Source organism: Actinomadura sp. NPDC048955 (assembly GCF_040649435.1).
Lineage (GTDB): Bacteria > Actinomycetota > Actinomycetes > Streptosporangiales > Streptosporangiaceae > Spirillospora > Spirillospora luteofluorescens.
This window is the reverse complement of sequence record NZ_JBEZJI010000069.1, coordinates 18903-40242: the sequence shown is the minus strand read 5'-3', so window position 1 is coordinate 40242 and position 21340 is coordinate 18903. Positions and strand designations below refer to the sequence as shown.

Below are 21340 nucleotides of genomic sequence, written 5' to 3'. Positions count from 1 at the left end.
GGGCGGGCTCAGGCGGTGACCTGCGCCTGGTCGTCGAGGTCGGGGTCGGTGTCGGTGGAGAAGCCGGGCAGCCAGCGCTCGGCTTCGGCGCGGAACTCGCCCTCGGCCTCCAGCTGGCACAGGACGCCGCCGCAGCCGGAGAGGGCGCGGCTGACGGCCAGGTACTGCGGCGGCAGGCGGAACGCGCGGGCGAGCGCGCCCGGCCGCAGGTCGGAGGCCAGGCCGAGCCCGCGGGCCGTCTGCTCGCGCAGCCACTCGCGGGAGTAGCGGAAGCGCTCCACGGCGAACGGGGCGGCGTGCGGGGCGACGAGCGCCGCGACCTCGTCGGGGTCCACCTCGGCGTCCCCGACCAGGAAGCCCTCCTCGAACAGCGCGTCCACGATGTCGTCGGGGTCGCCGAGGGTGCCGATGCGCAGCAGCCGCCCGATCGACCACTGGAGCTCGGCGGGGACGCGGGCGGCGCCGCCGAAGTCCATGACGCCGAGGCGGCCGTCGTCCCGCATCCGGAAGTTGCCCGGGTGCGGGTCGATGTGGATCATCTCGCAGCGGGCCGGGCCGGACAGCAGGAAGCGGAACAGCAGCAGCCCGGCGCGGTTGCGGGCCTCCTGGTCGCCCTCGGCGATGATCTGGGCGAGCGGGGTGCCCTCCAGCCACTCGGTGACCAGCACGTTGCCCGACTGGGCGACGACCGCGGGGACGGCGAAGTCCGGGTCGCCGTCGTAGGCGTCGTGGAAGGCGGTCTGGGCGCGGGCCTCGTCGACGTAGTCGAGCTCCTTCTCCAGGCGGCGCTTGAGGTCGGCGATGACCGGCTTGACCTCGACGCCGGGGAACAGCGGCGTGACGAGGCGGCTCAGGCGGGAGATCTGGTTGAAGTCGCTCATGAGGGCCTGGGCGGCGCCGGGGTACTGGACCTTGACGGCGACCGTGCGGCCGTCGCGCCAGACGGCCTTGTGGACCTGGCCGATGGACGCGGCGGCGGCCGGGCGGTCGTCGAACTCGGCGAACATCGCGCGCCAGTCCTCGCCGAGGCCCTCGGCGAGGACGCGGTGCGTCGTCGCGGCGGGCATCGGCGGCGCGGCCTCCTGCAGGCGGGTCAGGCTGGCGCGGAACGGGCCGGCGACCTCCTCGGGCAGGCCCGCCTCGAAGATCGACAGCAGCTGGCCGACCTTCATGGCGCCGCCCTTCAGCTCGCCGAGCACGGCGAACAGCTGCTCGGCGGTGCGGCGCTGGACCTCCAGCGCGACGGCCTCGGCGGGGCGGCCGATCGTCCGCTTGCCGAGACCGAGGGCGGTGCGCCCGGCGAACCCCAGCGGGAGGCTCGCCAGCTTGGCGGTTCGCGTCACCGCGCGGCGGGGGATGTCGCTCACGGCCCCTCTTTCGACGATGCGTCCAATGACTTCAGCCTCTCACGGGGCGCAGTGCCATGAAACGGTCACGCCCCGACATGTTCAGCGTCCGGCCGCGCCCGGTGATTCCCCGCCGCCGGGGCAGGGCCGCAGCAGCAGCTCGACGACCTCCAGCGCCTGGTCGATCTCCGGCCGGTTCCCGCCCAGGTAGTGGGCGTACATGAAGGAGTCGGCGACCCGGACGATGGCCTGCGCGAGCGTCCGGGTCGGCAGCCGGGTGCGCAGCGCGCCGCGGTCGATCTCCGCCTGGAGCTCGCCGGTGAGCAGCTCGGTGGCGCGGTCCTCGATGGTGCCGGGCATGGTGGCCAGCCTGATGAACAGCCGGGGCTCGCGCTCGGTGAACGCCTTCAGCGGCTCGGCGCCCACCACCGCGCGCATGAACCGGTCCAGCACGGTGAGGATCCGCTCGGCGCCGGCGCCCCCGACGCCGCGCGCGGCGACGCGGTAGGTGCGTTCGGTCATCTCCCCGAGCACGGCGGCCAGGAGCTGGTCGCGGCCGCCGACCCACCGGTACAGGGTGGCCCGCCCGACGCCGAGCTCGGCGGCGAGCGCCGACATGTCGATCGGCTCGCCCCGCAGGTAGTGGGCGGACGCGGCGGCCAGGGCGGTGGCGCGGCCGCCGTGGAGCGGGCCCGGGGACGGGCCGGCCGTGCCGGACGGCGCCCGGACGGCGTCGTCCGCGGGAACGGGGCCGCTCATCGGCCCAGCATGTCACAGCACGGCGCGCACCATCCCATGACTTGTCGCGTTCGCGCGACTACAGGCGGTTATCGGGGGTAGCAAGGCAGGTGTGAACCACAAACACGGGGGCGCCGGACGCAAGGGCCGGCTGCTGATCATCGGTGGCGCGGAGAACCGGACCTGCGGCTCCGGCCCGCTGGAGACGTTCGTGGAGCTGGCGGGCGCCGAGGACGCGCGGATCGTCGTCATCACCACGGCGACGGAGGTGCCCGAGGAGGTCGCCGACGAATACACCGCCGTGTTCGGGCGGCTCGGCGTGCCCTCGGTGCGCGAGCTGCGGCTGCTCGGCCGGGCGGCGGCCGACGACGCGGCGACGCAGCGGGCGCTGGAGACCGCCACGGGCGTGCTGTTCAGCGGCGGCGACCAGTCCCGGATCCGGACCCTGGTCGGATCGAGGACCAACGAGCTGCTCAAGCGCCGGCTCGACCAGGAGGGCCTGGTGATCGCCGGGACCAGCGCGGGCGCCACCGCCATGGGCCACTGGATGATCCTCGGCGGGCGCGGCCACGAGGTCGCCGCCTCCACCGTGAAGGTCGGCCCCGGGCTCGGCCTGCTCGACAACGTGCTGATCGACATGCATTTCAACGAGCGGGGGCGGCTGCCGAGGCTGATGAGCGGGATCGCGCTCGACACCCGGCTGCTCGGCGTCGGGATCGACGAGGACACGGCGATCGTGGTCGGCGACGGGCGGTTCGAGGTCGTGGGCACGGGCGTGGTCACGGTCGTGGACGCCGGGCAGTCGACGGTCGCCTACGCGGCCTCCGACGACGAGCCGATGGCGATGCTCGACGTCTCGCTGCACCTGCTGCCGGCCGGCTGCGCGTTCCAGATGAACGACCGGCTCCCGGCGATCGGCAACATGCGCGGCCCGGAGGAGGGATAGCGGTGCGACTCGATCATGTGCGCCGCCTCGGCGGCCCGAACGTCTACCTGGCCCGGCCGGTCGCGATCGCGCGGCTGGACCTGCAGGGCCTGACCCGCCACGAGACCACCGACCACCCCGGCTTCGCCGAGCGGCTCGTCGACGCCCTGCCCGGGCTGGCCGACCACCACTGCTCCGCGGGCCGCCCGGGCGGGCTGCTGGAGGCGATGGCGCGCGGCACCTACTTCGGCCACGTCACCGAGCACGTCACGCTGGAGCTGTCCGGTCTGATCGGCCGCGAGGTGTTCTTCGGCCGGACCGTGCGCGCGGGCGGGCCCGCCGAGTACGACGTGATCCTGGAGTGCCCTCCCGACGAGCCGTCCGCCAGCCCGGTGGTGGAGCGGCTGATCTCCCTGGCGGTGCGGATCGTGAACGGGGCGCTCGCCGGGCTCGTCCCCGACACCTCGGCCGACCTGGCCCGCGTCGCCGCCGTCCACGAGGAGGAACGGCTCGGGGTGAGCACGGCGGCGCTGGCGCGGGCGGCGCGCGAGCGGGGCGTGCCGGTGCGCCGGGTCGGCGGGCTCAACCTGCTGCGGCTGGGGTACGGGCGGTACCGCCGGACGGTGTGGGCGGCGATGACCGACGCCACCTCGGCGATCGGGATGGAGGTCGCGGGCGACAAGCGGCTCGCGCACCGCCTGCTCGCCGACGCCGGCCTGCCCGTGCCCGAGGGGCGGGTCGCGGCGTCCCCGGGCGAGGCGCTGGAGGCGCTGCGCGCCGTCGGCGGCCCGGTGGTCGTCAAGCCGCTGGCGGGGCACCAGGGCGAGGGCGTGCACATCGAGCTGACCACGCCGCCGGAGGTGGTGGCCGCGTTCGCGTCGGCGGCCGGGGACGGCGGCGAGGTCCTCGTCGAGAGCTACATCCCGGGCAAGGACTACCGGGTGCTCGTGGTCGGCGGCCGGGTCGCGGCGGCGGCCGAGCTCACCGCCGCGTGCGTGGTCGGCGACGGGACGGCGCCGGTCACGGCGCTGGTGGAGCGGGTCAACGCCGACCCGGCGCGCGGCGAGGGCCACGACCGGCCGCTGACCCGGCTCGTCCTCGGCCCCACCGAACTGGCGCTGCTGGAGCGGCAGGGGCACGGCCCGCGGTCGGTGCCCGCCGAAGGGGAGCGGGTGTGGCTGCGCCGCAACGCGAACCTGTCCACGGGCGGCACCAGCCGGGACGTGACCGCGGACGTCCACCCCGAGGTCGTCGCGATGTGCGTGCGGGCCGCCGCGGCCGTCGGCATGGACGTGTGCGGCATCGACCTGCGGCTGCCCGACGCCGGCTCCCCGCCGCCCGCCGAGCACGGCGCCGCCGGGATCCTGGAGGTCAACGCCGCGCCGGGCCTGCGCATGCACCTGGCGCCGCACCAGGGCGCGGGACGCGACGTCGCCGCCGACATCATCGGCCTGATGTACCCGGAGGGGACCCCGTCGCGGGTGCCGGTCGTGTCGGTCACCGGCACCAACGGCAAGACCACGACCGTCCGGATGATCGCGCACATGCTGGAGCTGGACGGGCGCCGGACCGGCATGACCAGCACCGAGGGCGTGTACGTGGGCGGGCGCCTGGTCCACCGGTCCGACGCGTCCGGGCCGCGCTCGGCGGAGATGGTGCTCGGCGACCGGTCGGTGGAGGCGGCCGTGCTGGAGACCGCGCGGGGCGGCATCCTGCGGCGCGGCCTCGGCTACGACCGCGCCGACGTCGCGGTCGTCACCAACATCACCCGCGACCACCTCGGTGTGGACGACACCGAGTCCGTGGACGACCTGGTCGACATCAAGTCCCTGGTCGCCGAGGAGATCCGGCACGGCGGCCACGTGGTCCTCAACGCCGAGGACGAGGCGTCGGCGGGCATCGCCGGGCGGCCGGGGGTCCGCGAGCGGGACCCGGTGCTGCGCTACTTCGCCCTGTCCCCCGACGCCCCCGTCCTCGCGGCCCACCTGCGCCGCGGCGGCGCCGGCTACAGCGTCAGGGACGGGTGGCTGACCGAGGCGCGCGGCGACCGCCGGACCCCGATCCTGCCGGCCGCGGAGGTCGCGGGCTCCTTCGGCGGGCACGCCCGCCACGTGATCGCCAACGCGCTCGCCGCGGCGGCCGCCGCCCGCGGCCTCGGCGTGCCGGTGGAGGTGGTGGCGCGGGCGCTGCGCTCGTTCGACCCGCACACGCGCAACCCCGGCCGCGGCTGCGTGTACCAGGTCGGCGCCAACCCCGTCCTGGTCGACTACGCGCACAACCCGGCGGCGGTCGGGGCGATGGGCGCGTTCATCACGGGCCGCTGGGGCGGCGCGGGGGTCGCGGCGGTGACGCTGCCGGGCGACCGCTCCGACGAGCTGGTCGGCGAGACCGCCCGGGCGCTGGCGGGCTCGTTCGGCCGCGTCGTCGTCTACGAGGACGAGGACCTGCGGGGGCGGCGCTCGGGCGAGATGACCCGGCTGATCGTCCAGGGGCTGCGGGAGGTCCGCCCGGACGTGCGCCACCACCCGGCCGGGGATCTGAAGGGCGCGCTGGCCTCGGCGCTGGACATGGCGGCGCCGGGCGAGCCCGTCCTGTTGCTGTACGAGAAGCTGCAGCCGGTGACCGAGCTGCTGGAGACGCTGGGCGCGGAGCCCGCAAGCTAGCCGTGCCGTCCGGCGGGGGCGTCCGCCGGCGGCGGGCGCAGCAGCAGGACGGTGACCGTCAGCAGCGCCAGCACCACGATCCCGTCCAGCCAGTAGTGGTTGGCGGTGCCGACGACGACCGCGATCGTCGCGACCGGGTGCAGGAGCCACATCCACCGCCACCGCGTCCGGGACGTGACGACCAGCCCGAGCGCGATGACGGCCGCCCAGCCGATGTGCAGGGACGGCATGGCCGCGTACTGGTTGGCGATCGTGTCGGTCTGCGGCGCCCCGTACACCGAGGGCCCGTACCGGGCGGCGGTGTCGACGAGCCCGGCGGCGGGCAGCATGCGCGGGGGCGCCAGCGGCACGAGCAGGTGCAGGACGAGCGCCGCGGCGGTGAGCGCCACGAGCACCCGGCGCACCCACCGGTAGTGGGCGGGCCGCCGCAGGTAGATCCAGAGCAGGAACAGCACGGCCGCCGGGAAGTGCACGTAGGCGTAGTAGGAGTTGGCCGCGTGCACGAGGAACTGGCTGTGCAGCAACCCGTGCTGGACGCCCGCCTCGCCGGGCAGCCCGAGGACCCGCTCCAGGCGCAGGACGCGGTGGGCGTTGTCGAACGCCTCGCTCACCCGCCCGTCCGCCAGCAGCCGCCCGAGCTTGTAGGCGGCGAACAGCACGATGATCAGCAGGAGCTCGCGGACGGGCCGCGGCCGGCCGCCGGGGCGTCCCGCGGCCGCGCCCGCACGTCCCGGCCTGCGCAGTCGTGTTAACGCGCCGACCTGGCGGGGCGGCTGGTCGAGGAGGCTCACTGCGCTGTCCTTCGCATCGGTTCTGCGCCGGTCAGGGCCGGTCGGGGGCGGGCTCGCGGCCGCCGCCGGGCCGGGCGGGGACGACGAGCAGATGCCGAAGCCTTTCACCTTCCGCGTCCGCGTGGGGCACGGCACGCGCCGTCGGCCGCCGGGCCGGGGCCGGCGGTGCCGCCACGCGTCTCACCGTAGACCGAACTTGCCTAGGAGGCAAAATTTCAGGGGCTGCCAATTTCGGTGACGTGCATCTCACCCGGCTCCCCCGGGCCCGCCGCCGCTAGGCTGTGTTTCAAAGTCCCGGCCCACTTCGCTCGCCTGGCGGCTCGCTACGTGACCGAGCCTTGGCGAACGCGGCATCGCTTCGCGATCTGCCCGGTTCCGCTCGCCTCCGGCTTCGCTCCACCGGCCAGGTCACGCGTTCGCGCGCTTGACCGGAGCCACTTCGAGACAGGCCCTAGCCGAGGGGAAGGCCGGTGTAGTTCTCGGCCAGGGAGGTCTTGGCCGCCTCCGAGGAGGCCACGTAGTCCAGGTGGGAGCGCTGGAGCCGGCGATCGAAGCCGGTCGCGGCCGGGTCGGTGTGCAGCAGCGCCGTCATCCAGTACGAGAAGTGCTCGGCCCGCCACACCCGCCGCAGGCACGTGTCGGAGTAGCCGTCCAGCAGCGCGTGCGACCCGGAGGCGTACCGCTCCGCGAACGCCCGCGCCAGGACGGTCACGTCGGACACCGCCAGGTTGAGGCCCTTCGCCCCGGTCGGCGGGACGATGTGGCCCGCGTCGCCGGCGAGGAACAGCCGGTCGTGCCGCAGCGGCTCGGCCACGAAGCTGCGCATCGGCGTGATCGACCTGTCGGTGATCGGGCCCTCGCGCAGCTCCCAGCCGTCGTCGGTGGCGAACCGCGCCGCCAGCTCGTCCCAGATCCGGGCGCCCGGCCACGCGGCGAGGTCCTCGTCCGGCGGCACCTGGAGGTAGAGGCGGCTGACCCGCGGGGAGCGCAGGCTGTGCAGCGCGAACCCGCGGTCGTGGTGAGCGTAGATCAGCTCGTCGGTGGAGGGCGGGACGTCGGCGAGGATCCCGAGCCAGGCGAACGGGTACTCGCGCTCGAACGTCCGCAGGCCCGGGACCGCCGGGCGGCTGACGCCGTGGAACCCGTCGCAGCCGGCTATGAAGTCGCAGTCCAGGGTGCGGGTCCGGCCGCCGTCGCGGAAGGTCACGCTCGGCGCGCGGGCGTCCAGGGCGACGACCTCCGCCTCGAACCGCACGTCGCCGCCGTCGGCCAGCCGCCGGGCGACGAGATCCTTGACGATCTCGGTCTGCGCGTAGACGGTCACGGTCCGGCCGGTGAGGTCGGTCAGCGGGATCCGGTGCCCGGCGCCGCCGAACCGCAGCTCCAGACCGCGGTGGACCAGGCCCTCCCGGTCCAGCCGCTCGCCGACGCCGCTCTCGCGCAGGACGTCGGTCGTGTTCTGCTCCAGCATCCCGGCCCGCTGCCGGTGCTCCACGTAGTCGCGGTCGCGGCTCTCCAGGACCACCGAGTCGATCCCCTGGAGATGGAGCAGATGCGACAGCAGCAGCCCCGCCGGCCCGCCGCCGATGATCGCCACCTGGGTCCGCATCGATCCTCCTCGTGATGGGTTCGCCCGCCGATCGTCGCGCCCGTCACCGCAGGTTCAGGCGCCGGTCTTCCGCTCGGCGGAAAACGTCTCGGGGCCTGTCCGCCAGTGCGCCGCGACGTCCCGGGACAGGGCGCGCACCGCGGTCGTCAGCGGCGGCAGCAGCCGGCGCAGGTCGGCGCTGCGGGTGCTCGACACCAGCGACATCGCCGCGACCACCTCGCCCGCGCCGTCGCGCACGGGGGCGCCGACCGACGACGCGCCGAGCGTCATCTCGTCGCGGGTCACCGCGTAGCCGGATCGGCGGACCTGCTCGACGCAGCGCCGCAGCTCGCCGGGGTCGGTGATGGAGCGCACCGCGTGCCGGGGCAGCTCACCGGCCAGGACCTCCTCGCGCACCCGCAGCGGCGCGAACGCCAGCAGCACCTTCCCGACGCCGGTGGTGTGCAGCGGCAGCGTCGCGCCGACCTGCGTCACGACCGGCACCGACCGCGTCCCGCGCAGCCGCTCCACGATCAGCACCCGGTCGTCGCGGAGCACGCCGAGCTGGACGTTGTCGTGGGTGGCCTCGTACAGGTCCTCCATGTGCGGCAGGGCCAGCTCCCGCAGCCCGGTGACCGCCGGGGCCTGGCTGCCGATGCGCCACAGCCGCGTGCCGATGCGGTACGTTCCGTCCGGCACACGCTCCAGGAACCCGCCGCCGGCCAGCTCCCCGACGAGCCGGTGGCCGGTCGCCAGCGGCAGGCCGGCCCGGCGGCAGATCTCGCTCAGGTTGAGGCGGACGCCGCCCTGCGCGAAGGCGTTCAGGATGGCCATGACCTTGCCCGTCACGCTGACCGGCCGCGCGCCTTCCGCCCCGTCCCCTACCACCTGGCTCCTCCGCCCGGGCCCGCGCCCGTCACTCCCGCTCGGTGAGTACCCGCTGGGCGACGGCGAACGCCGCGTTCGCGGCGGGCACTCCACAATAGATCGCCGTCTGCAGGAGCACCTCCCCGATCTCGTCGGGGGTCAGCCCGTTGCGGAGCGCCGCGCGCACGTGCATGGCGAGCTCGTCCAGGTGGCCGCCCGCGACCATGGCGGTCAGCGTGATGCAGCTGCGGGTCCTGCGGTCCAGGCCGGGGCGGCTCCAGACCTCGCCCCACGCGTAGCGGGTGATCAGGTCCTGGAAGTCGGCGGTGAAGCCGTCCTTGCGGGCCTCGGCGCGGTCGACGTGGGCGTCGCCGAGCACCTCGCGCCGCGTACTCATGCCCCGCGCGTGCCGTTCCCCGTCGGACATGCGCTCGCTCATCGGCGGGTCCCCCTCCAAGTGCGGTCCAGGTGCGCGGTGATCGCCTCGGTGACCTCGGCCGGGCGCTCGGCGTTCGCCAGGTGCCCGGCGCCCTCGACCACCGTCAGCCGGGCGCCCGGGATGCCGGCGGCGAGCCGGTCGGCGTGGCCGCGCGGCGGGGTCGGGCCGTCCTGCGCACCGGCGACCACCAGGGCCGGCGCGCGGATCTCGGCGAGGCGAGCGGTCGCGTCGAACGCGGCCAGGGCCTCGCAGCAGCCGGCGTAGCCCTCGGCGTCGGTGGCGCGGAGCATCGCCACGTAGGGCTCGGCCCCGGTGAAGGACGGCGTGAACCAGCGTCCCGCCGCGCCGTCCGCGACCGGGCCGACCCCCTCGCGGCGGACGAGGGCCGCGCGTTCGCGCCAGGGCCCCGGGTCGCCGAAGCGCGGGGACGTGCAGCACAGGACCAGGCTCGCGACGCGCGCGGGGGCGCGCAGCGCGAGGGCCGTCCCGACCGCGCCTCCAAGCGACACCCCGGCGTAGGCGGCCCGCTCGACGCCGAGCACGTCCAGCAGTGCGACAACGCCCTCGGCGAGATCCTCCACGGTGAACGGGCCGCCGGGCGAGGGCGCGCCGCCGTGGCCGGGCAGCTCGTAGCGCAGCGTGCGCCAGGCGCGGGTCAGCGCGGGCAGCTGCGGCAGCCACAGGTCCATGGACGTGCCGAGGGAGGGGCCGAGGACGACGGCTGGCGCGCCGTCCGGTCCGTCCAGGCGGTGGCGCGGCACGGCGGTCACGTGCGGCTCCTGCGGTACGCGTCGAGGGCCAGGCCGACGAGGTCGGCGGCGGCGCCGGTCCCGGGGTCGTCGCCGAGGAAGTCCAGGAGGTCGTCGAGGTCGGCGCGCATCAGCTCGGTGGACACCTCCAGGCCGTCCAGCAGCTCGGCGGCCGTCTCGGCGGCGCCGCCGGTCAGCCGCAGGCACTCGCGCAGGGGCTGCCATTCGGCGTGCCACTCCCCCGCCGGCCGCTCGTGCGGCGCGGCCTGCGCGGCGAGGATCACCTGGACCTGCGCCGGGACCTGCAGCGCGGCGGAGCGGACCAGCGCGGACAGCGCCGGGTTGCGCTTGTGCGGCATCGACGACGAGCCGCCCCGGCCCGCCCCCGCGGCCTCCGCGACCTCGCCGACCTCGCTCTGCGCCAGCAGCCACACATCGGTGGCGATCTTGCCGAGTGCGCCGGCGGTCACCGCCAGCGCCGCCGCGAGGCGCGCGACCGGCGTGCGGCGGGTGTGCCACGGCAGGACGGGAGCCGCCAGCCCGGTCTCCTCCGCGTAGGCGGCGACGAGGTCGAGGCCCCGGTCGCCGAAGGCGTCCAGGGTCCCGGCGGGGCCGCCCAGCTGCACGGGCAGCCGCACGGCGGCGAGCCCCTCCCGCGCCTCCAGGCAGCCCATGAGCCAGCCCGCGGCCTTGGCGCCGAACGTCGTCGGCAGCGCCTGCCGGCCGAGCGTGCGGGCCGGCATCGGGGTGTCGCGGTACCGCGCCGCGAGCCCGGCCAGCGCGTCCAGTGCCCGGTCGAGATGGGCGAGGACGACGCGCCTGGCACGGGCCGCGACGAGCATGGCGCCGGTGTCGGCGATGTCCTGGCTCGTGGCGCCCCGGTGGACGTGCTCGCCCGCGGCGCCCGCGAGCGCGCGCAGGTCGGCGACCAGCGGCACCACGGGGTTGCCCGAGCCGCGCGCCCGGCGGGCGATGCCGGGCAGGTCGAACCGGCCGGCGTCCGCGACGGCGGTGATCGCCTCCGCGGCGGCGGCGGGGACGAGCCCGAGCCGCGCCTGCGCGCGGGCGAGCGCCGCCTCCGCGTCGAGCATCGCGGTCAGGTAGGCGAGGTCGCCGGTGGCGGCCTCGGCCTCCGTCCCCGCCCGGACGGGCGACAGCAGCCCCGCGTCCGGCGCCGGAGGGCGCTCCGGCGCGGCCCCCCGCCCGCCGGGCGGCGCCCCGTGCTCGTCAGAAGGCAAGGAACACCGTCTCCCCGTCTCCTTGGAGGCGGACGTCGAACCGGTACTCCTGCTCGCCCTCGCGTTCGGCGACCAGGGTCGCGCGCCGCTCCCGCGGGACCGCCTCCAGCAGCGGGTCGGCCGCGCGGGCGGCCTCGTCCTCGGGGAAGTACAGCCGGGTGAAGACCGGCTTGAGCAGGCCGCGGGCGAACACCAGCACGGCGATGTAGGGCGCGCTTCCGCCGACCGCGCCGGGCTTGAGGGTGCTGAACCAGTAGCCGCCGTCGGCGTCGGTGCCGCACCGGCCGAAGCCGGAGAACCCGTGCCCGGCGCGCACGATGCCGCCGGGCCGCCGCGGGACCTCGCCGTTCCCGTCGGCCTGCCAGATCTCCAGCAGCGCGTCCGGCACCGGCTGGCCCGCGCCGTCCAGGACGCGCCCGCGCACCCGGATCGCGTCGGGCCGCCACGGCGGGACCACCTCCGGGCCCGCCTCGTACGGCAGCGCGTAGCCGAAGAAGGGGCCGACCGTCTGCGACGGCGTCATGCCCGAGTGCGCGAGGGACGGCGTGCCCATCAGGCCTCCATCGGTGTGTCGCCGAGGACGATGTCCCACTGGTAGCCGAGCGCCCACTCCGGCGTCGTGGTGTCCAGGTCGAACCGGGAGACCAGCTTCTCCCGGTCCCGCTCGTCCGGGATCGACTGGAAGATCGGATCGTGGGCGAACAGGGGGTCGCCCGGGAAGTACATCTGGGTGACGAGCCGCTGGGCGAACGCGGTGCCGAACACCGAGAAGTGGATGTGGGCGGGCCGCCACGCGTTGTGGTGGTTGCCCCACGGGTAGGCGCCCGGCTTGATCGTGACGAACCGGTAGCGGCCGTCGCCGTCGGTCAGGCAGCGTCCGGCACCGGTGAAGTTGGGGTCGAGCGGCGCCGGGTGGAGGTCGCCGAGATGCCGGTACCGGCCCGCCGCGTTGGCCTGCCAGACCTCCACGAGCGCGCCGCGCACCGGGCGGCCGGCGCCGTCCAGCACGCGGCCGGTCACGACGATCCGCTCGCCGAGCGGCTCGCCGGCGTGCTGGACGGTGAGGTCGTGGTCCCTTCGCCCCAGCTCCTGGTGCCCGAAGACCGGCGAGGTCAGCTCGACGCTGTCCGGGCCCGGCTTCGGCATGACCAGGTCCTGCGAGGGGGCGCGGAGCACGGTGCTCCTGTAGCCCGGGTACAGGTACGGCGGGTGCGTCATGGCCTCGTCCCCTCTCGCTCGCCCTCCGCCGGGGCGCGCTCGGTCAGCGGCGGCCCGGTCGCCGCCCGGACCTGGTCGGCGGTGACGCCGGGGGCCGTCTCGACCAGCACGAGACCGTCGCCGGTGACGTCCACGACGCCGAGGTCGGTGATGATCCGGTCGACGCAGCGCCGGCCGGTGAGCGGCAGCGCGCACTCCTCGACGATCTTGGGCTCGCCCTCGCGGGTGGTGTGGCTCATCACGACGATCAGCCTGCGGGCGCCGTGCACGAGGTCCATCGCCCCGCCCATGCCCTTGATCATCTTTCCGGGGACCGACCAGTTGGCGAGGTCGCCGCGCGCCGAGACCTGCATCGCGCCGAGCACGGCGATGTCGATGTGGCCGCCACGGATCATGCCGAACGACAGCGCGGAGTCGAAGCAGGCCGCGCCGGGCAGGACGGTCACCGTCTCCTTGCCCGCGTTGATCAGGTCGGGGTCGACCTCGTCCTCGGTGGGGTACGGGCCGACGCCGAGGACGCCGTTCTCGGCGTGCAGGATCACCTGACGGCCCGCGGGGACGAATCCGGGGATCAGCGTCGGCAGCCCGATGCCGAGGTTGACGTAGGCGCCGTCGGGGAGCTCGGAGGCGGCGCGGGCGGCGATCTCGTCGCGGGACCAGGGCATCAGGCGCCGCCTCCCCCGCGCAGGGTGCGCGTCTCGATCGGCTTGTCGGCGGCCTGCCCGGGGGTCAGCTCCACCACGCGCTGGACGAACACGCCCGGCAGGTGGACGGAGTCGGGGTCGATCTCGCCGGGCTCCACGAGCCGCTCGACCTCGGCCAGCGTCACTCGCCCGGCCATGGCGGCGAGCGGGTTGAAGTTGCGGGCCGCCTTGTCGAAGACCAGGTTGCCGTGCCGGTCACCGACCGCCGCGCGGACGAGCGCGAAGTCGGTGGTGATGCCCTCCTCCAGCACGTACTCCCGCCCGCCGAACTCACGGACCTCCTTCGCGGGCGAGGCGACCGCCACGGTGCCGTCGGGCGCGTACCGCCATGGCAGCCCGCCGTCAGCGACCATCGTGCCGACCCCGGCCGGGGTGAAGAACGCCGCGATCCCGGCGCCGCCGGCGCGCAGCCGCTCGGCGAGGGTGCCCTGCGGCATCAGCTCGACCTCGATCTCGCCGGCGAGGTACTGCCGCGCGAACTCCTTGTTCGCGCCGACGTAGGAGCCCATCGCGCGGGCGATGCGGCCCGCCGCGAGCAGCTGCCCGAGGCCGCGGCCGTCGAGCCCGCAGTTGTTCGACACGACCGTGAGGCCGGCGGCGCCACGCTCGTGGAGAGCGGAGATGAGGACCGCCGGCACCCCGCAGAGCCCGAACCCGCCGACGGCCAGGGACGCCCCGTCACCGATGTCGGCGACGGCGTCCGCCGCCGAGGCCACGACCTTGTCCATACCCCTCCCATTCCCACTCGGGGGGAGGCCGCCGCGGCGCCCCGCCCGGCCACCACCCTCGCAGCCGGCGCGGCGCGCACCGCGCCCCGGTTTCCGCCCAGTGGAAGGCGAGGGGCGCGGTCAGAGCCTTTCGGCCAGCCCGAACACCGGGAACAGGCTGGTGTCGAAGAACACCGAGACGTGCGCGACGCCGTCGCCGGTGATGCTCAGCACCTGGATCTGGTAGGGGCGGTGCACGCCCTCGTCGTCGCGCATGTAGAGCCCGAAGGCCGGCTGCCCGTTCGCGGCGGCCGGGACCATCCGGATGTCGCCGGGGGTGGGGCCGCACTGCGCCAGGATGAGCCGGACGACGTGGTCGGCGCCGACGAACCACTGCGGGAACGGCGGCATCTCCCAGACGACGTCCTGCTTGAACAGCTCGATCAGGCTCGCGATGTCGGCGGTCTCGAACGCCTTCGCGTAGCGCTCGAGGAGGTCGCGCTGACCGGGGTCGGTCGGCTCGACCAGCTCGTCGCGCAGGGGGGCGTTCTCCTCCAGCTGCGCGCGCGCCCGCTGCAGCGCGCTGTTGACCGCGGCGGTGGAGGTGTCGAGGAGTTCGGCGACCTCGGCGGCCCGCCACTTCAGCACGTCCCGCAGGATCAGCACGACCCGCTGCTTGGCGGGCAGGTGCTGCAGGGCCGCCACGAACGCCAGGCGGGTGCTCTCGCGCGCGGTGACGATGGTCGCCGGGTCGGCGGCGTCGGCCCCGAGCACGGCGTCGGGGGCGGGTTCCAGCCACGGCACCTCGTCCGAGGCCACCACGGGCCGCTCCGGCTCGTCGCTCGGCGCCCCGAGGCCGGACGGCATGGGCCGGTTGCCGCGCTGGTCGATGGCGGTCAGGCACACGTTCGTGGCGATGCGGTACAGCCAGGTGCGCAGCGAGGAGCGGCCCTCGAAGCCGCCGTAGGAGCGCCATGCCCGGAGGTAGGTCTCCTGCACCAGGTCCTCGGCGTCGTGGATGGAGCCGAGCATCCGGTAGCAGTGCGCCAGCAGCTCCCGCCGGTACGGGTCGGCCAGCGCCTGGAAGTCACGGTCTGTCTCGATGGTGTTCGGCATGGTGTCGGGCATGGTGGTCGTCACCTCTGCTGGGCGGCATCGCCAGGGCGGCGAGGGGCGGCGGGCGCCGTCGCCTCCGACCGTAGACGAGCCCACCGACAGAACACGGGCATCACCTCGAATCCTACGCCCGCGTCCCGTGGACGCGACCGGAGCCGTCGCCGGGAGGCCGCCGGCGCCGAGGTTCGATCACCGTGATCCCCGGTCCGGACATCGCGGCCAGCGCGCCCGGGGCGTCGTCCAGGGCCAGCACGCGGCCGACCAGCAGGTCGGGGCGCAGCGTCCCGGCGCGGACCAGCTCCATCATCGGTTCGTAGGCGTGGGCGGGCATCCCGTGGCTGCCGACGATCTCCAGCTCCCAGCCGATCACCCGCTCCATCGGCAGGTCCGCGCGGCCCGCGCCGGGCGGCAGCAGCCCGACCTGGACGTGCCGGCCGCGGCGGCGCAGGGACTCGACCGAGGCGCGGGCGGTGGCCGGGCTGCCGAGCGCGTCCAGCGAGACGTGGGCGCCGCCGTGGGACGCCTCGCGCACGGCCTCGGCCACGTCGTCGTGGGCCGCGGCGTCGACGACGGCGGTCGCGCCGCAGCGGCGCGCCAGCTCCAGCGCCTGCGGCGACACGTCGACCGCCACGACCCGCGCGCCGGCCGCCGCCGCGATCATGACGGCGGACAGCCCGAGGCCCCCGCAGCCGTGCACCGCCGCCCACTCGCCCGCGCGGACCCGTCCCTGCGCGAGGACGGCGCGGAACGCGGTGGCGAACCGGCAGCCGAGCGCGGCCGCGGTCGTGCAGGCCATCTCGTCGGGCAGGCGCACCAGGTTCACCTCGGCGGCCTCGATCGCGACGTAGTGGGCGAACGAGCCCCAGTGCGTGAAGCCGGGCTGGGTCTGGGCCTCGCAGACCTGCTGGTCGCCCGCCTGGCACGACGGGCAGCGGCCGCAGGCGCACACGAAGGGGACGGTCACGCGGTCGCCGGGCCGCAGGCGGGTGACGCCGGCGCCGGCCTCCTCGACCGTGCCCGCCAGCTCGTGGCCGGGGACGTGCGGGAAGGAGCGAATGTCGGGGTCGTGGCCCTGCCAGCCGTGCCAGTCGCTGCGGCACACGCCCGTGGCCTCGACCCGGATCACCGCGCCGCCGGGCGGCACCCGCGGGTCGGGCAGCTCCCGGATCTCCAGCGGCCCGGCGAAGGCGTCGTAGGCGACCGCCAGCACTAGAACTCGAAGCCGCCGGGGCGGCCGTTGCGGTCGGCGATCAGACCGGCGAGGGTTGCCAGGGCGATCTCGGCGGGGGTCCTGGAGCCGATGTTGAGGCCGATCGGGCGGTGCACGCGGGCTATGTCGGCCGCGGGGACGCCGAGTTCGGTGAGGGCCGGGATGTGCGGGGCGGGATGCCGCGGGTTGCCCATGACGCCGACCCACCGGACGGGCTGCGTCAGCACGTCGCGCAGGACCGGCCCGAGCTCGGGCCGGTGGTGGTCGGTGACGACGACGTCGGCGGTGGCGTCCAGGGACGGCAGGTCGGCCGCGCCGCCGCGGTCCTTGTCGGGGTCGACGAGGAACGTGCGGTAGCCGAGGTCGGCGGCGTAGCGCAGCAGGTGGTCGGCGACGGGGCCGGCGAACACCGCGACCAGCGTCCGCTCCCCCGTCTCGGGCTGGGCGTCGCCGTGCGCGACGGCGCAGGAGGAGTCGTGCTCGTGCGATGCGGCCATACCGGAAGTCTGCCCCGCCCGGCGCCGGATGGTCCAGCGGCCACGCCCTCGGCCCGGGATCGCCGGGAACCTCCGCCGGAACCTGGAACTCTCGCGCCGGAACGGGTATGCCTTCTGTCTAGACTGCTGTCACCCGGCGGCCACAGGAGGGACCGTGATCGCGAGACCGGAGGGCGGGCCCCGCGTCGTGGTGGGGGTGGACGACTCCGCGGGTGCGCGCTGCGCGCTCTCCTGGGCGATCGGCGAGGCGCGGCTGCGCAGGCTGCCGCTGCTGGTCGCGCACGCCGCGCCGCTGCCCCCGCACGTGTCGGCGGCGGGCCAGCTCGGCTGCGGCATCACCGAGGCGCTGCGCGGCTCCGGGGCCGAGCTCATCGCCCGGCTCCTGGCGGAGGTGTGCGGCGGCCCGCCCGAGGGCGTGGAGATGACCGCGCTGGCGCTCGTCGGGGAGCCGGGCGCGACGCTGGTGCGGCTGGCGGGCGACGACGACATCCTGGTCGTCGGGCGCGGCGCGCGGGGCCCGTTCTCGCGGCTGCTGCGCCCGTCGGTGCGGCTGCACTGCGCCCGCAGGGCCCGCGCGACGCTGGTGTGCGTCCGCCCGCCCGCGTTCGACACGCTGCTGGAGAGCCTGACGGTGCGCGACGAGTCTCCCGAGAGCGCCCCCGACTCGCGTTTCCGGAGGCTGGGCCGCCGCCTGCGCCTCCCCCTCTGACCGGGGCGGCGCGCATAGGCTCTCCCCATGCGCAAGTACGTCATCATCGGCGCCGTCGGCAGCGGCAAGGGCACGCAGTCCGGGCTGCTCGCACGCGATCTGGACATCGTCCACATCAGCGTCGGCGACATCTTCCGCTGGCACGTCAAGAACCACACCAAGATCGGCGCGCAGGTGAGGCGCATCATGGCGTCCGGCGAGCTGGTCGGCGACGATCTCGCGGAGAGCGTCGTGCGCGACCGGCTCGCCCAGCACGACTGGAACTACGGGTTCGTCGTCGACGGGTTCCCGCGCAGCCGGCGGCAGACGGAGTTCTTCCTGGAGAGCTACGACATCGACGGCGTGATCCACCTGGACCTGCCGGACGAGGAGGTCCGCCGCCGGGTGCTGGCCCGCCGGCTGTGCAACGGGTGCGGGATGGACTACAACCTGATCGCGGACCGCCCGACGCAGGAGGGCCGCTGCGACGTGTGCGGGGGCGAGCTGGTCTCCCGCGAGGACGACACGGAGCAGGCGCTCGCCGAGCGGCTGCGCGACTACCACGAGCGGACCGACCCGATCCTGGAGCTGTTCGGCCGCAAGGAGTACGTGGTCACCGTCGACGCGCGGCCGGGCATCGAGGAGGTGCAGCGGACGCTGCGCGGGAGGCTCGGCCTGCCGATGCCATGACGCCTCCCGAGACGACCTCGCCCGTGGTGGAGCTGGCGGACGAGCGGGCGGCGCGCCGGGGGCTCCGGCTGTTCCTGAAGCGGGACGACCTGATCCACCCGGAGCTGCCGGGCAACAAGTGGCGCAAGCTCCGGCACAACATCGGGCCCGCGCGCGAGCACGGGACGCTCCTGACGTTCGGCGGCGCCTACTCCAACCACATCCGGGCCGTGGCCGCGGCGGGCGGGATCCACGGGTTCGCGACCATCGGCGTGATCCGCGGCGAGGAGCACCTGCCGCTGAACGACACCCTCGCGCGCGCCGAGAGCATGGGCATGCGCCTCGCCTACATGGACCGCGCGACCTACCGGCGCAAGCACGAACCCGACGTCGTCGAGGCGTTGCGGGAGCGGTGGGGCGGCTTCTACCTCCTGCCGGAGGGCGGGAGCAACGCGGCGGCGGTCCGGGGGTGCGCCGAGCTGGGCGCGGAGGTCCCGGGATTCGACGTGGTGTGCTGCCCCTGCGGGACGGGCGGGACGCTGGCCGGGCTCGCCGCCGGCCTGGCGCCGGGCCAGCGCGCCGTGGGGTTCTCGGTGCTGAGGGGCGGCTTCATGACCGGGGAGGTGGCGCGTCTCCAGCGCGAGACCTACGGTGAGCGGCGCGGGGACTGGAGCGTCGAGGACGGCTTCCACTTCGGCGGCTACGCGAGGACCACCCCGGAACTGGACGCGTTCGCCGATGACTTCGCCGGCCGGCACGGGATCGTCCTCGACCGGATCTACACGGCGAAGATGATGTTCGGCGTCCTCGCGCTGGCCGGGCGCGGCGCGTTCCCCGAGGGCGCCCGGGTCCTGGCGGTCATCACCGGGTAGCCGGACGGCCCCGCGCTCCGGGGCGGGGCCGTCCGGCCGCCGTCAGGCCGGAGGCAGGTCCACCAGCGAGGCGAGGGCCGCCCGGTGCCGGTCGGGCGTGCCGAGGGCGATGGCGTCGGCCTTGGCGCGCTTCAGGAAGAGGTGCGCCGGGTGCTCCCAGGTGAAGCCGATCCCCCCGTGCATCTGCACGCACTCCTCGGCCGCCTTCAGGGCGACCGCGGAGCAGTGCGCCTGCGCGACGGCGACCGCGACCGGGGTGTCCGCGTCGTCCGCGGCCACGCAGGACGCGGCGTGGCGGGCGACGGCGCGGGCCTGGGTGATCGAGGTCCACAGGTCGGCGAGCCGGTGCTTGAGCCCCTGGTAGGAGCCGACCGGGCGGCCGAACTGGTAGCGCGTCTTCACGTAGGCGACGGTGTCGTCCAGGCAGCGCTCGGCGAGCCCGAGCTGCTCGGAGGCCAGCAGCGCGGCGCCGGTGCGCAGCGCGGCGCGCACGGCGCCGGTCCCGTCGGCGACGCGCCTGGCCGGGGCGGCGGAGAAGGCGAGGTCGGCGAGCCGCCGGGTCATGTCGAGCGAGGTCGCGGCGGTGCGGCGGGCGTCGGCGGCGTCCACCGCGTACAGGCCGCCCCCGGCCGGGACGAGGAGCACCTCGGCCGCCATGCCGTCGGCGACGCTGGTGACCTCGCCGGTGAGCGTCCCGTCCGCGGCCTCGACCGTCGTCCGGACATCGCCGGGCGCGGCGCTGAACGGGACCGCCAGGACCGCGATCCGCTCTCCGGCGGCGAGCCCCGCGAGCAGCTCCCGCTCCCCGGCGGCCAGCAGCGCCGCCGTGGCGATCACGGCGCTGGACAGGAACGGGACGGGCGCGGCGGACCGGCCGAGCTCCTCCATCACGACGGCGGTCTCGCGCCAGGTGGCGCCGGCGCCGCCGAGCTCCTCGGGGACCGGCAGGCCCGCGCAGCCGAGCTCGCCGGCGACCGTCCGCCACAGCGCCTCGTCGTAGGGTTCGTCCCGCTCGGTGCCGGCGAGGACCGAGGCCCAGGGCGCCCTGTCGCCCAGCACCTCGCGGACGCTCGCCCGCAGGTCGTTCTCGATCTCGCCGTACAGCAGGTCGCTCATCGGGGCAGGTCCTTCCACGCCACGTCCTTGTCGACGCGGATCTCGCCGGGCAGGCCGAGGACGCGCTCGGCGATGATGTTGCGCAGGATCTCCGAGGTGCCGCCCTCGATGGAGTTGCCCTTGGCGCGCAGGTAGCGGTAGCCGGGCGAGCGGCGGGTGAAGTCGACCTCGGTGGGGCGGCGCATCGTCCAGTCGTCGTAGCGCAGGCCCTCCTCGCCGAGCAGTTCCAGCTCCAGCCCGGAGACCTCCTGGTTGAGCTTGGCGAAGGCGAGCTTGGCGCCCGACCCCTCGGGGCCGGGCTCCCCGGCGGTGAGCTGCTGGCGCAGCCGCGCTCCGGTGAGCCGGGCCGCCTCGGTCTCCACCCACGCGCGCAGCAGGGCGTCGTGCAGGCCGGGGGTGCGCAGCTCGGGGCGGTCCCGCCAGAGCGCGGCGACGACACCGATCATGCCGCTCTCGCGCGGCGCGGCGCTGCCGCCGATCGCGACCCGCTCGTTCATCAGCGTCGTGGTGGACACCCGCCAGCCCTGCCCGACCTCGCCGAGCCGGTGCTCGTCGGGGATCCGCACGTCGGTGAGGAACACCTCGTTGAACTCGGCCTCGCCGGTGATCTGCCGCAGCGGGCGCACCTCGACGCCCGGCGCGGTCATGTCGCAGACGAAGTAGGTCATGCCGCGGTGCTTGGGGACGCCGGGGTCGGTGCGGGTGACGAGGATCGCCCAGCGCGCCTCGTGCGCCATGGACGTCCACACCTTCTGGCCGTTGACCGTCCAGGCGTCGCCGTCGCGGACGGCGCGGGTGGCGAGCGCGGCGAGGTCGGAGCCGGCGCCGGGCTCGCTGAACAGCTGGCACCACAGCTCCTCGCCGGTCCACAGCGGGCGCAGGAAGCGGCGCTTCTGCTCCTCGGTGCCGAAGGCGAGGATCGTCGGCGCGGCCATCCCGAGCCCGATCCCGTTGCGCTCGGGGTGGTTGGTCGGGGCGCCCGCCTCGGCGAACCGGCGGTCGACCGCGGGCTGCAGGTGCCGCGGGGCGCCGAGCCCCCCGAGCCCCTCGGGGTAGTGCACCCAGGCGAGCCCGGCGTCGAACCGGGCCCGCAGGAACTCCAGGGGTTCGGTCGCGGCGGGGTCGTGGGCGGCGAGGAACTCGCCGGCCCGCCTGCTCAGCTCGTCGGCGTCGGGCGGTGCTGTGCTCACGGGGCCTCC

General features: G+C 75.5%; 23 protein-coding genes. 5 read left to right on the top strand and 18 right to left on the bottom strand.

The annotated features are described in order from the left end of the window. Positions 1–8: 8 nt before the first annotated feature. Entirely contained in the window at positions 9–1367 is a 1359-nt protein-coding gene (locus AB0C84_RS39250) for an AarF/ABC1/UbiB kinase family protein (protein WP_361076193.1), read from the bottom strand. 81 nt (positions 1368–1448) lie between these two features. Continuing rightward, positions 1449–2105 carry a QsdR family transcriptional regulator gene (locus AB0C84_RS39245; protein WP_361076192.1) on the bottom strand — a complete coding sequence of 219 codons (657 nt, stop codon included), beginning with the start codon at positions 2103–2105 and terminating at the stop codon, positions 1449–1451. Between the two features lie 91 nt (positions 2106–2196). Here AB0C84_RS39245 and AB0C84_RS39240 point away from each other — a divergent pair, with 91 nt between their 5' ends. Both AB0C84_RS39240 and cphA read left to right on the top strand, forming a co-directional pair. Further along, on the top strand, positions 2197–3030 hold the full coding sequence (locus AB0C84_RS39240) for a cyanophycinase (protein WP_258942934.1): 834 nt from the start codon (positions 2197–2199) through the stop codon (positions 3028–3030). Positions 3031–3032: 2 nt separating this feature from the next. Continuing rightward, positions 3033–5672, top strand: coding sequence for a cyanophycin synthetase (gene cphA / locus AB0C84_RS39235; protein ID WP_361076187.1), 2640 nt, complete (start codon positions 3033–3035; stop codon positions 5670–5672). Here cphA and AB0C84_RS39230 read toward each other — a convergent pair. The 14 genes from AB0C84_RS39230 to AB0C84_RS39165 form a co-directional block, all read right to left on the bottom strand. After that, positions 5669–6463 (bottom strand): phosphatase PAP2 family protein, encoded by a 795-nt coding sequence (locus AB0C84_RS39230; protein ID WP_361076185.1) that lies wholly within the window; start codon positions 6461–6463, stop codon positions 5669–5671. The two genes, cphA and AB0C84_RS39230, sit on opposite strands and share 4 nt — an antisense overlap. Positions 6464–6494: 31 nt before the next feature. Continuing rightward, positions 6495–6638: a hypothetical protein gene (locus AB0C84_RS39225; protein ID WP_179848789.1), complete on the bottom strand. Its 144-nt coding sequence runs from the start codon at positions 6636–6638 to the stop codon at positions 6495–6497. A 276-nt stretch (positions 6639–6914) separates the two neighbouring features. Further along, positions 6915–8072, bottom strand: coding sequence for a 4-hydroxybenzoate 3-monooxygenase (locus tag AB0C84_RS39220; RefSeq protein ID WP_361076182.1), 1158 nt, complete (start codon positions 8070–8072; stop codon positions 6915–6917). A 54-nt stretch (positions 8073–8126) separates the two neighbouring features. Next, positions 8127–8939, bottom strand: coding sequence for an IclR family transcriptional regulator (locus tag AB0C84_RS39215; RefSeq protein WP_361076179.1), 813 nt, complete (start codon positions 8937–8939; stop codon positions 8127–8129). Between the two features lie 28 nt (positions 8940–8967). Then, a complete protein-coding gene (gene pcaC / locus AB0C84_RS39210) occupies positions 8968–9357 on the bottom strand; it encodes a 4-carboxymuconolactone decarboxylase (protein WP_361076176.1) in 390 nt (129 codons plus the stop codon). Continuing rightward, positions 9354–10127, bottom strand: a complete 774-nt coding sequence (gene pcaD, locus AB0C84_RS39205) for a 3-oxoadipate enol-lactonase (protein WP_361076173.1) — start codon at positions 10125–10127, stop codon at positions 9354–9356. Before pcaD ends, pcaC begins: the two co-directional genes overlap by 4 nt. Next, entirely contained in the window at positions 10124–11344 is a 1221-nt protein-coding gene (gene pcaB / locus AB0C84_RS39200) for a 3-carboxy-cis,cis-muconate cycloisomerase (RefSeq protein WP_361076170.1), read from the bottom strand. The genes pcaD and pcaB overlap by 4 nt, the downstream gene beginning before the upstream one ends. Next, positions 11334–11897 carry a protocatechuate 3,4-dioxygenase subunit alpha gene (pcaG, locus tag AB0C84_RS39195; RefSeq protein WP_361076167.1) on the bottom strand — a complete coding sequence of 188 codons (564 nt, stop codon included), beginning with the start codon at positions 11895–11897 and terminating at the stop codon, positions 11334–11336. Before pcaG ends, pcaB begins: the two co-directional genes overlap by 11 nt. Then, the gene (gene pcaH / locus AB0C84_RS39190; RefSeq protein ID WP_179848785.1) at positions 11897–12562 is read right to left on the bottom strand and encodes a protocatechuate 3,4-dioxygenase subunit beta; all 666 of its coding nucleotides are present in this window, start codon (positions 12560–12562) and stop codon (positions 11897–11899) included. Before pcaH ends, pcaG begins: the two co-directional genes overlap by 1 nt. Further along, positions 12559–13227, bottom strand: coding sequence for a CoA transferase subunit B (locus AB0C84_RS39185; RefSeq protein WP_338743159.1), 669 nt, complete (start codon positions 13225–13227; stop codon positions 12559–12561). The genes pcaH and AB0C84_RS39185 overlap by 4 nt, the downstream gene beginning before the upstream one ends. Continuing rightward, on the bottom strand, positions 13227–13994 hold the full coding sequence (locus AB0C84_RS39180; RefSeq protein WP_179848783.1) for a CoA transferase subunit A: 768 nt from the start codon (positions 13992–13994) through the stop codon (positions 13227–13229). The genes AB0C84_RS39185 and AB0C84_RS39180 overlap by 1 nt, the downstream gene beginning before the upstream one ends. Positions 13995–14114: 120 nt before the next feature. Beyond that, the gene (locus AB0C84_RS39175) at positions 14115–15101 is read right to left on the bottom strand and encodes a sigma-70 family RNA polymerase sigma factor (RefSeq protein WP_179848782.1); all 987 of its coding nucleotides are present in this window, start codon (positions 15099–15101) and stop codon (positions 14115–14117) included. Positions 15102–15213: 112 nt separating this feature from the next. Next, a complete protein-coding gene (locus AB0C84_RS39170; RefSeq protein WP_361076162.1) occupies positions 15214–16299 on the bottom strand; it encodes a zinc-dependent alcohol dehydrogenase family protein in 1086 nt (361 codons plus the stop codon). Then, positions 16299–16796, bottom strand: a complete 498-nt coding sequence (locus AB0C84_RS39165; RefSeq protein WP_258942944.1) for an XdhC family protein — start codon at positions 16794–16796, stop codon at positions 16299–16301. Before AB0C84_RS39165 ends, AB0C84_RS39170 begins: the two co-directional genes overlap by 1 nt. Before the next feature lie 154 nt (positions 16797–16950). Here AB0C84_RS39165 and AB0C84_RS39160 point away from each other — a divergent pair, with 154 nt between their 5' ends. Genes AB0C84_RS39160 through AB0C84_RS39150 form a run of 3 tightly spaced genes read left to right on the top strand, consistent with a single transcriptional unit; the run spans position 16951 to position 19025 of the window. Beyond that, entirely contained in the window at positions 16951–17505 is a 555-nt protein-coding gene (locus tag AB0C84_RS39160) for a universal stress protein (RefSeq protein ID WP_179848779.1), read from the top strand. A 27-nt stretch (positions 17506–17532) separates the two neighbouring features. After that, a complete protein-coding gene (locus AB0C84_RS39155; RefSeq protein ID WP_258942945.1) occupies positions 17533–18174 on the top strand; it encodes a nucleoside monophosphate kinase in 642 nt (213 codons plus the stop codon). Continuing rightward, positions 18171–19025: a pyridoxal-phosphate dependent enzyme gene (locus AB0C84_RS39150; RefSeq protein ID WP_361076157.1), complete on the top strand. Its 855-nt coding sequence runs from the start codon at positions 18171–18173 to the stop codon at positions 19023–19025. Before AB0C84_RS39155 ends, AB0C84_RS39150 begins: the two co-directional genes overlap by 4 nt. Positions 19026–19067: 42 nt before the next feature. On the opposite strand, the gene AB0C84_RS39145 is transcribed toward AB0C84_RS39150, so the two are convergent. Further along, a complete protein-coding gene (locus tag AB0C84_RS39145; RefSeq protein WP_361076154.1) occupies positions 19068–20141 on the bottom strand; it encodes an acyl-CoA dehydrogenase family protein in 1074 nt (357 codons plus the stop codon). Beyond that, the gene (locus tag AB0C84_RS39140; protein WP_179848775.1) at positions 20138–21331 is read right to left on the bottom strand and encodes an acyl-CoA dehydrogenase family protein; all 1194 of its coding nucleotides are present in this window, start codon (positions 21329–21331) and stop codon (positions 20138–20140) included. The genes AB0C84_RS39145 and AB0C84_RS39140 overlap by 4 nt, the downstream gene beginning before the upstream one ends. Positions 21332–21340: the final 9 nt, after the last annotated feature.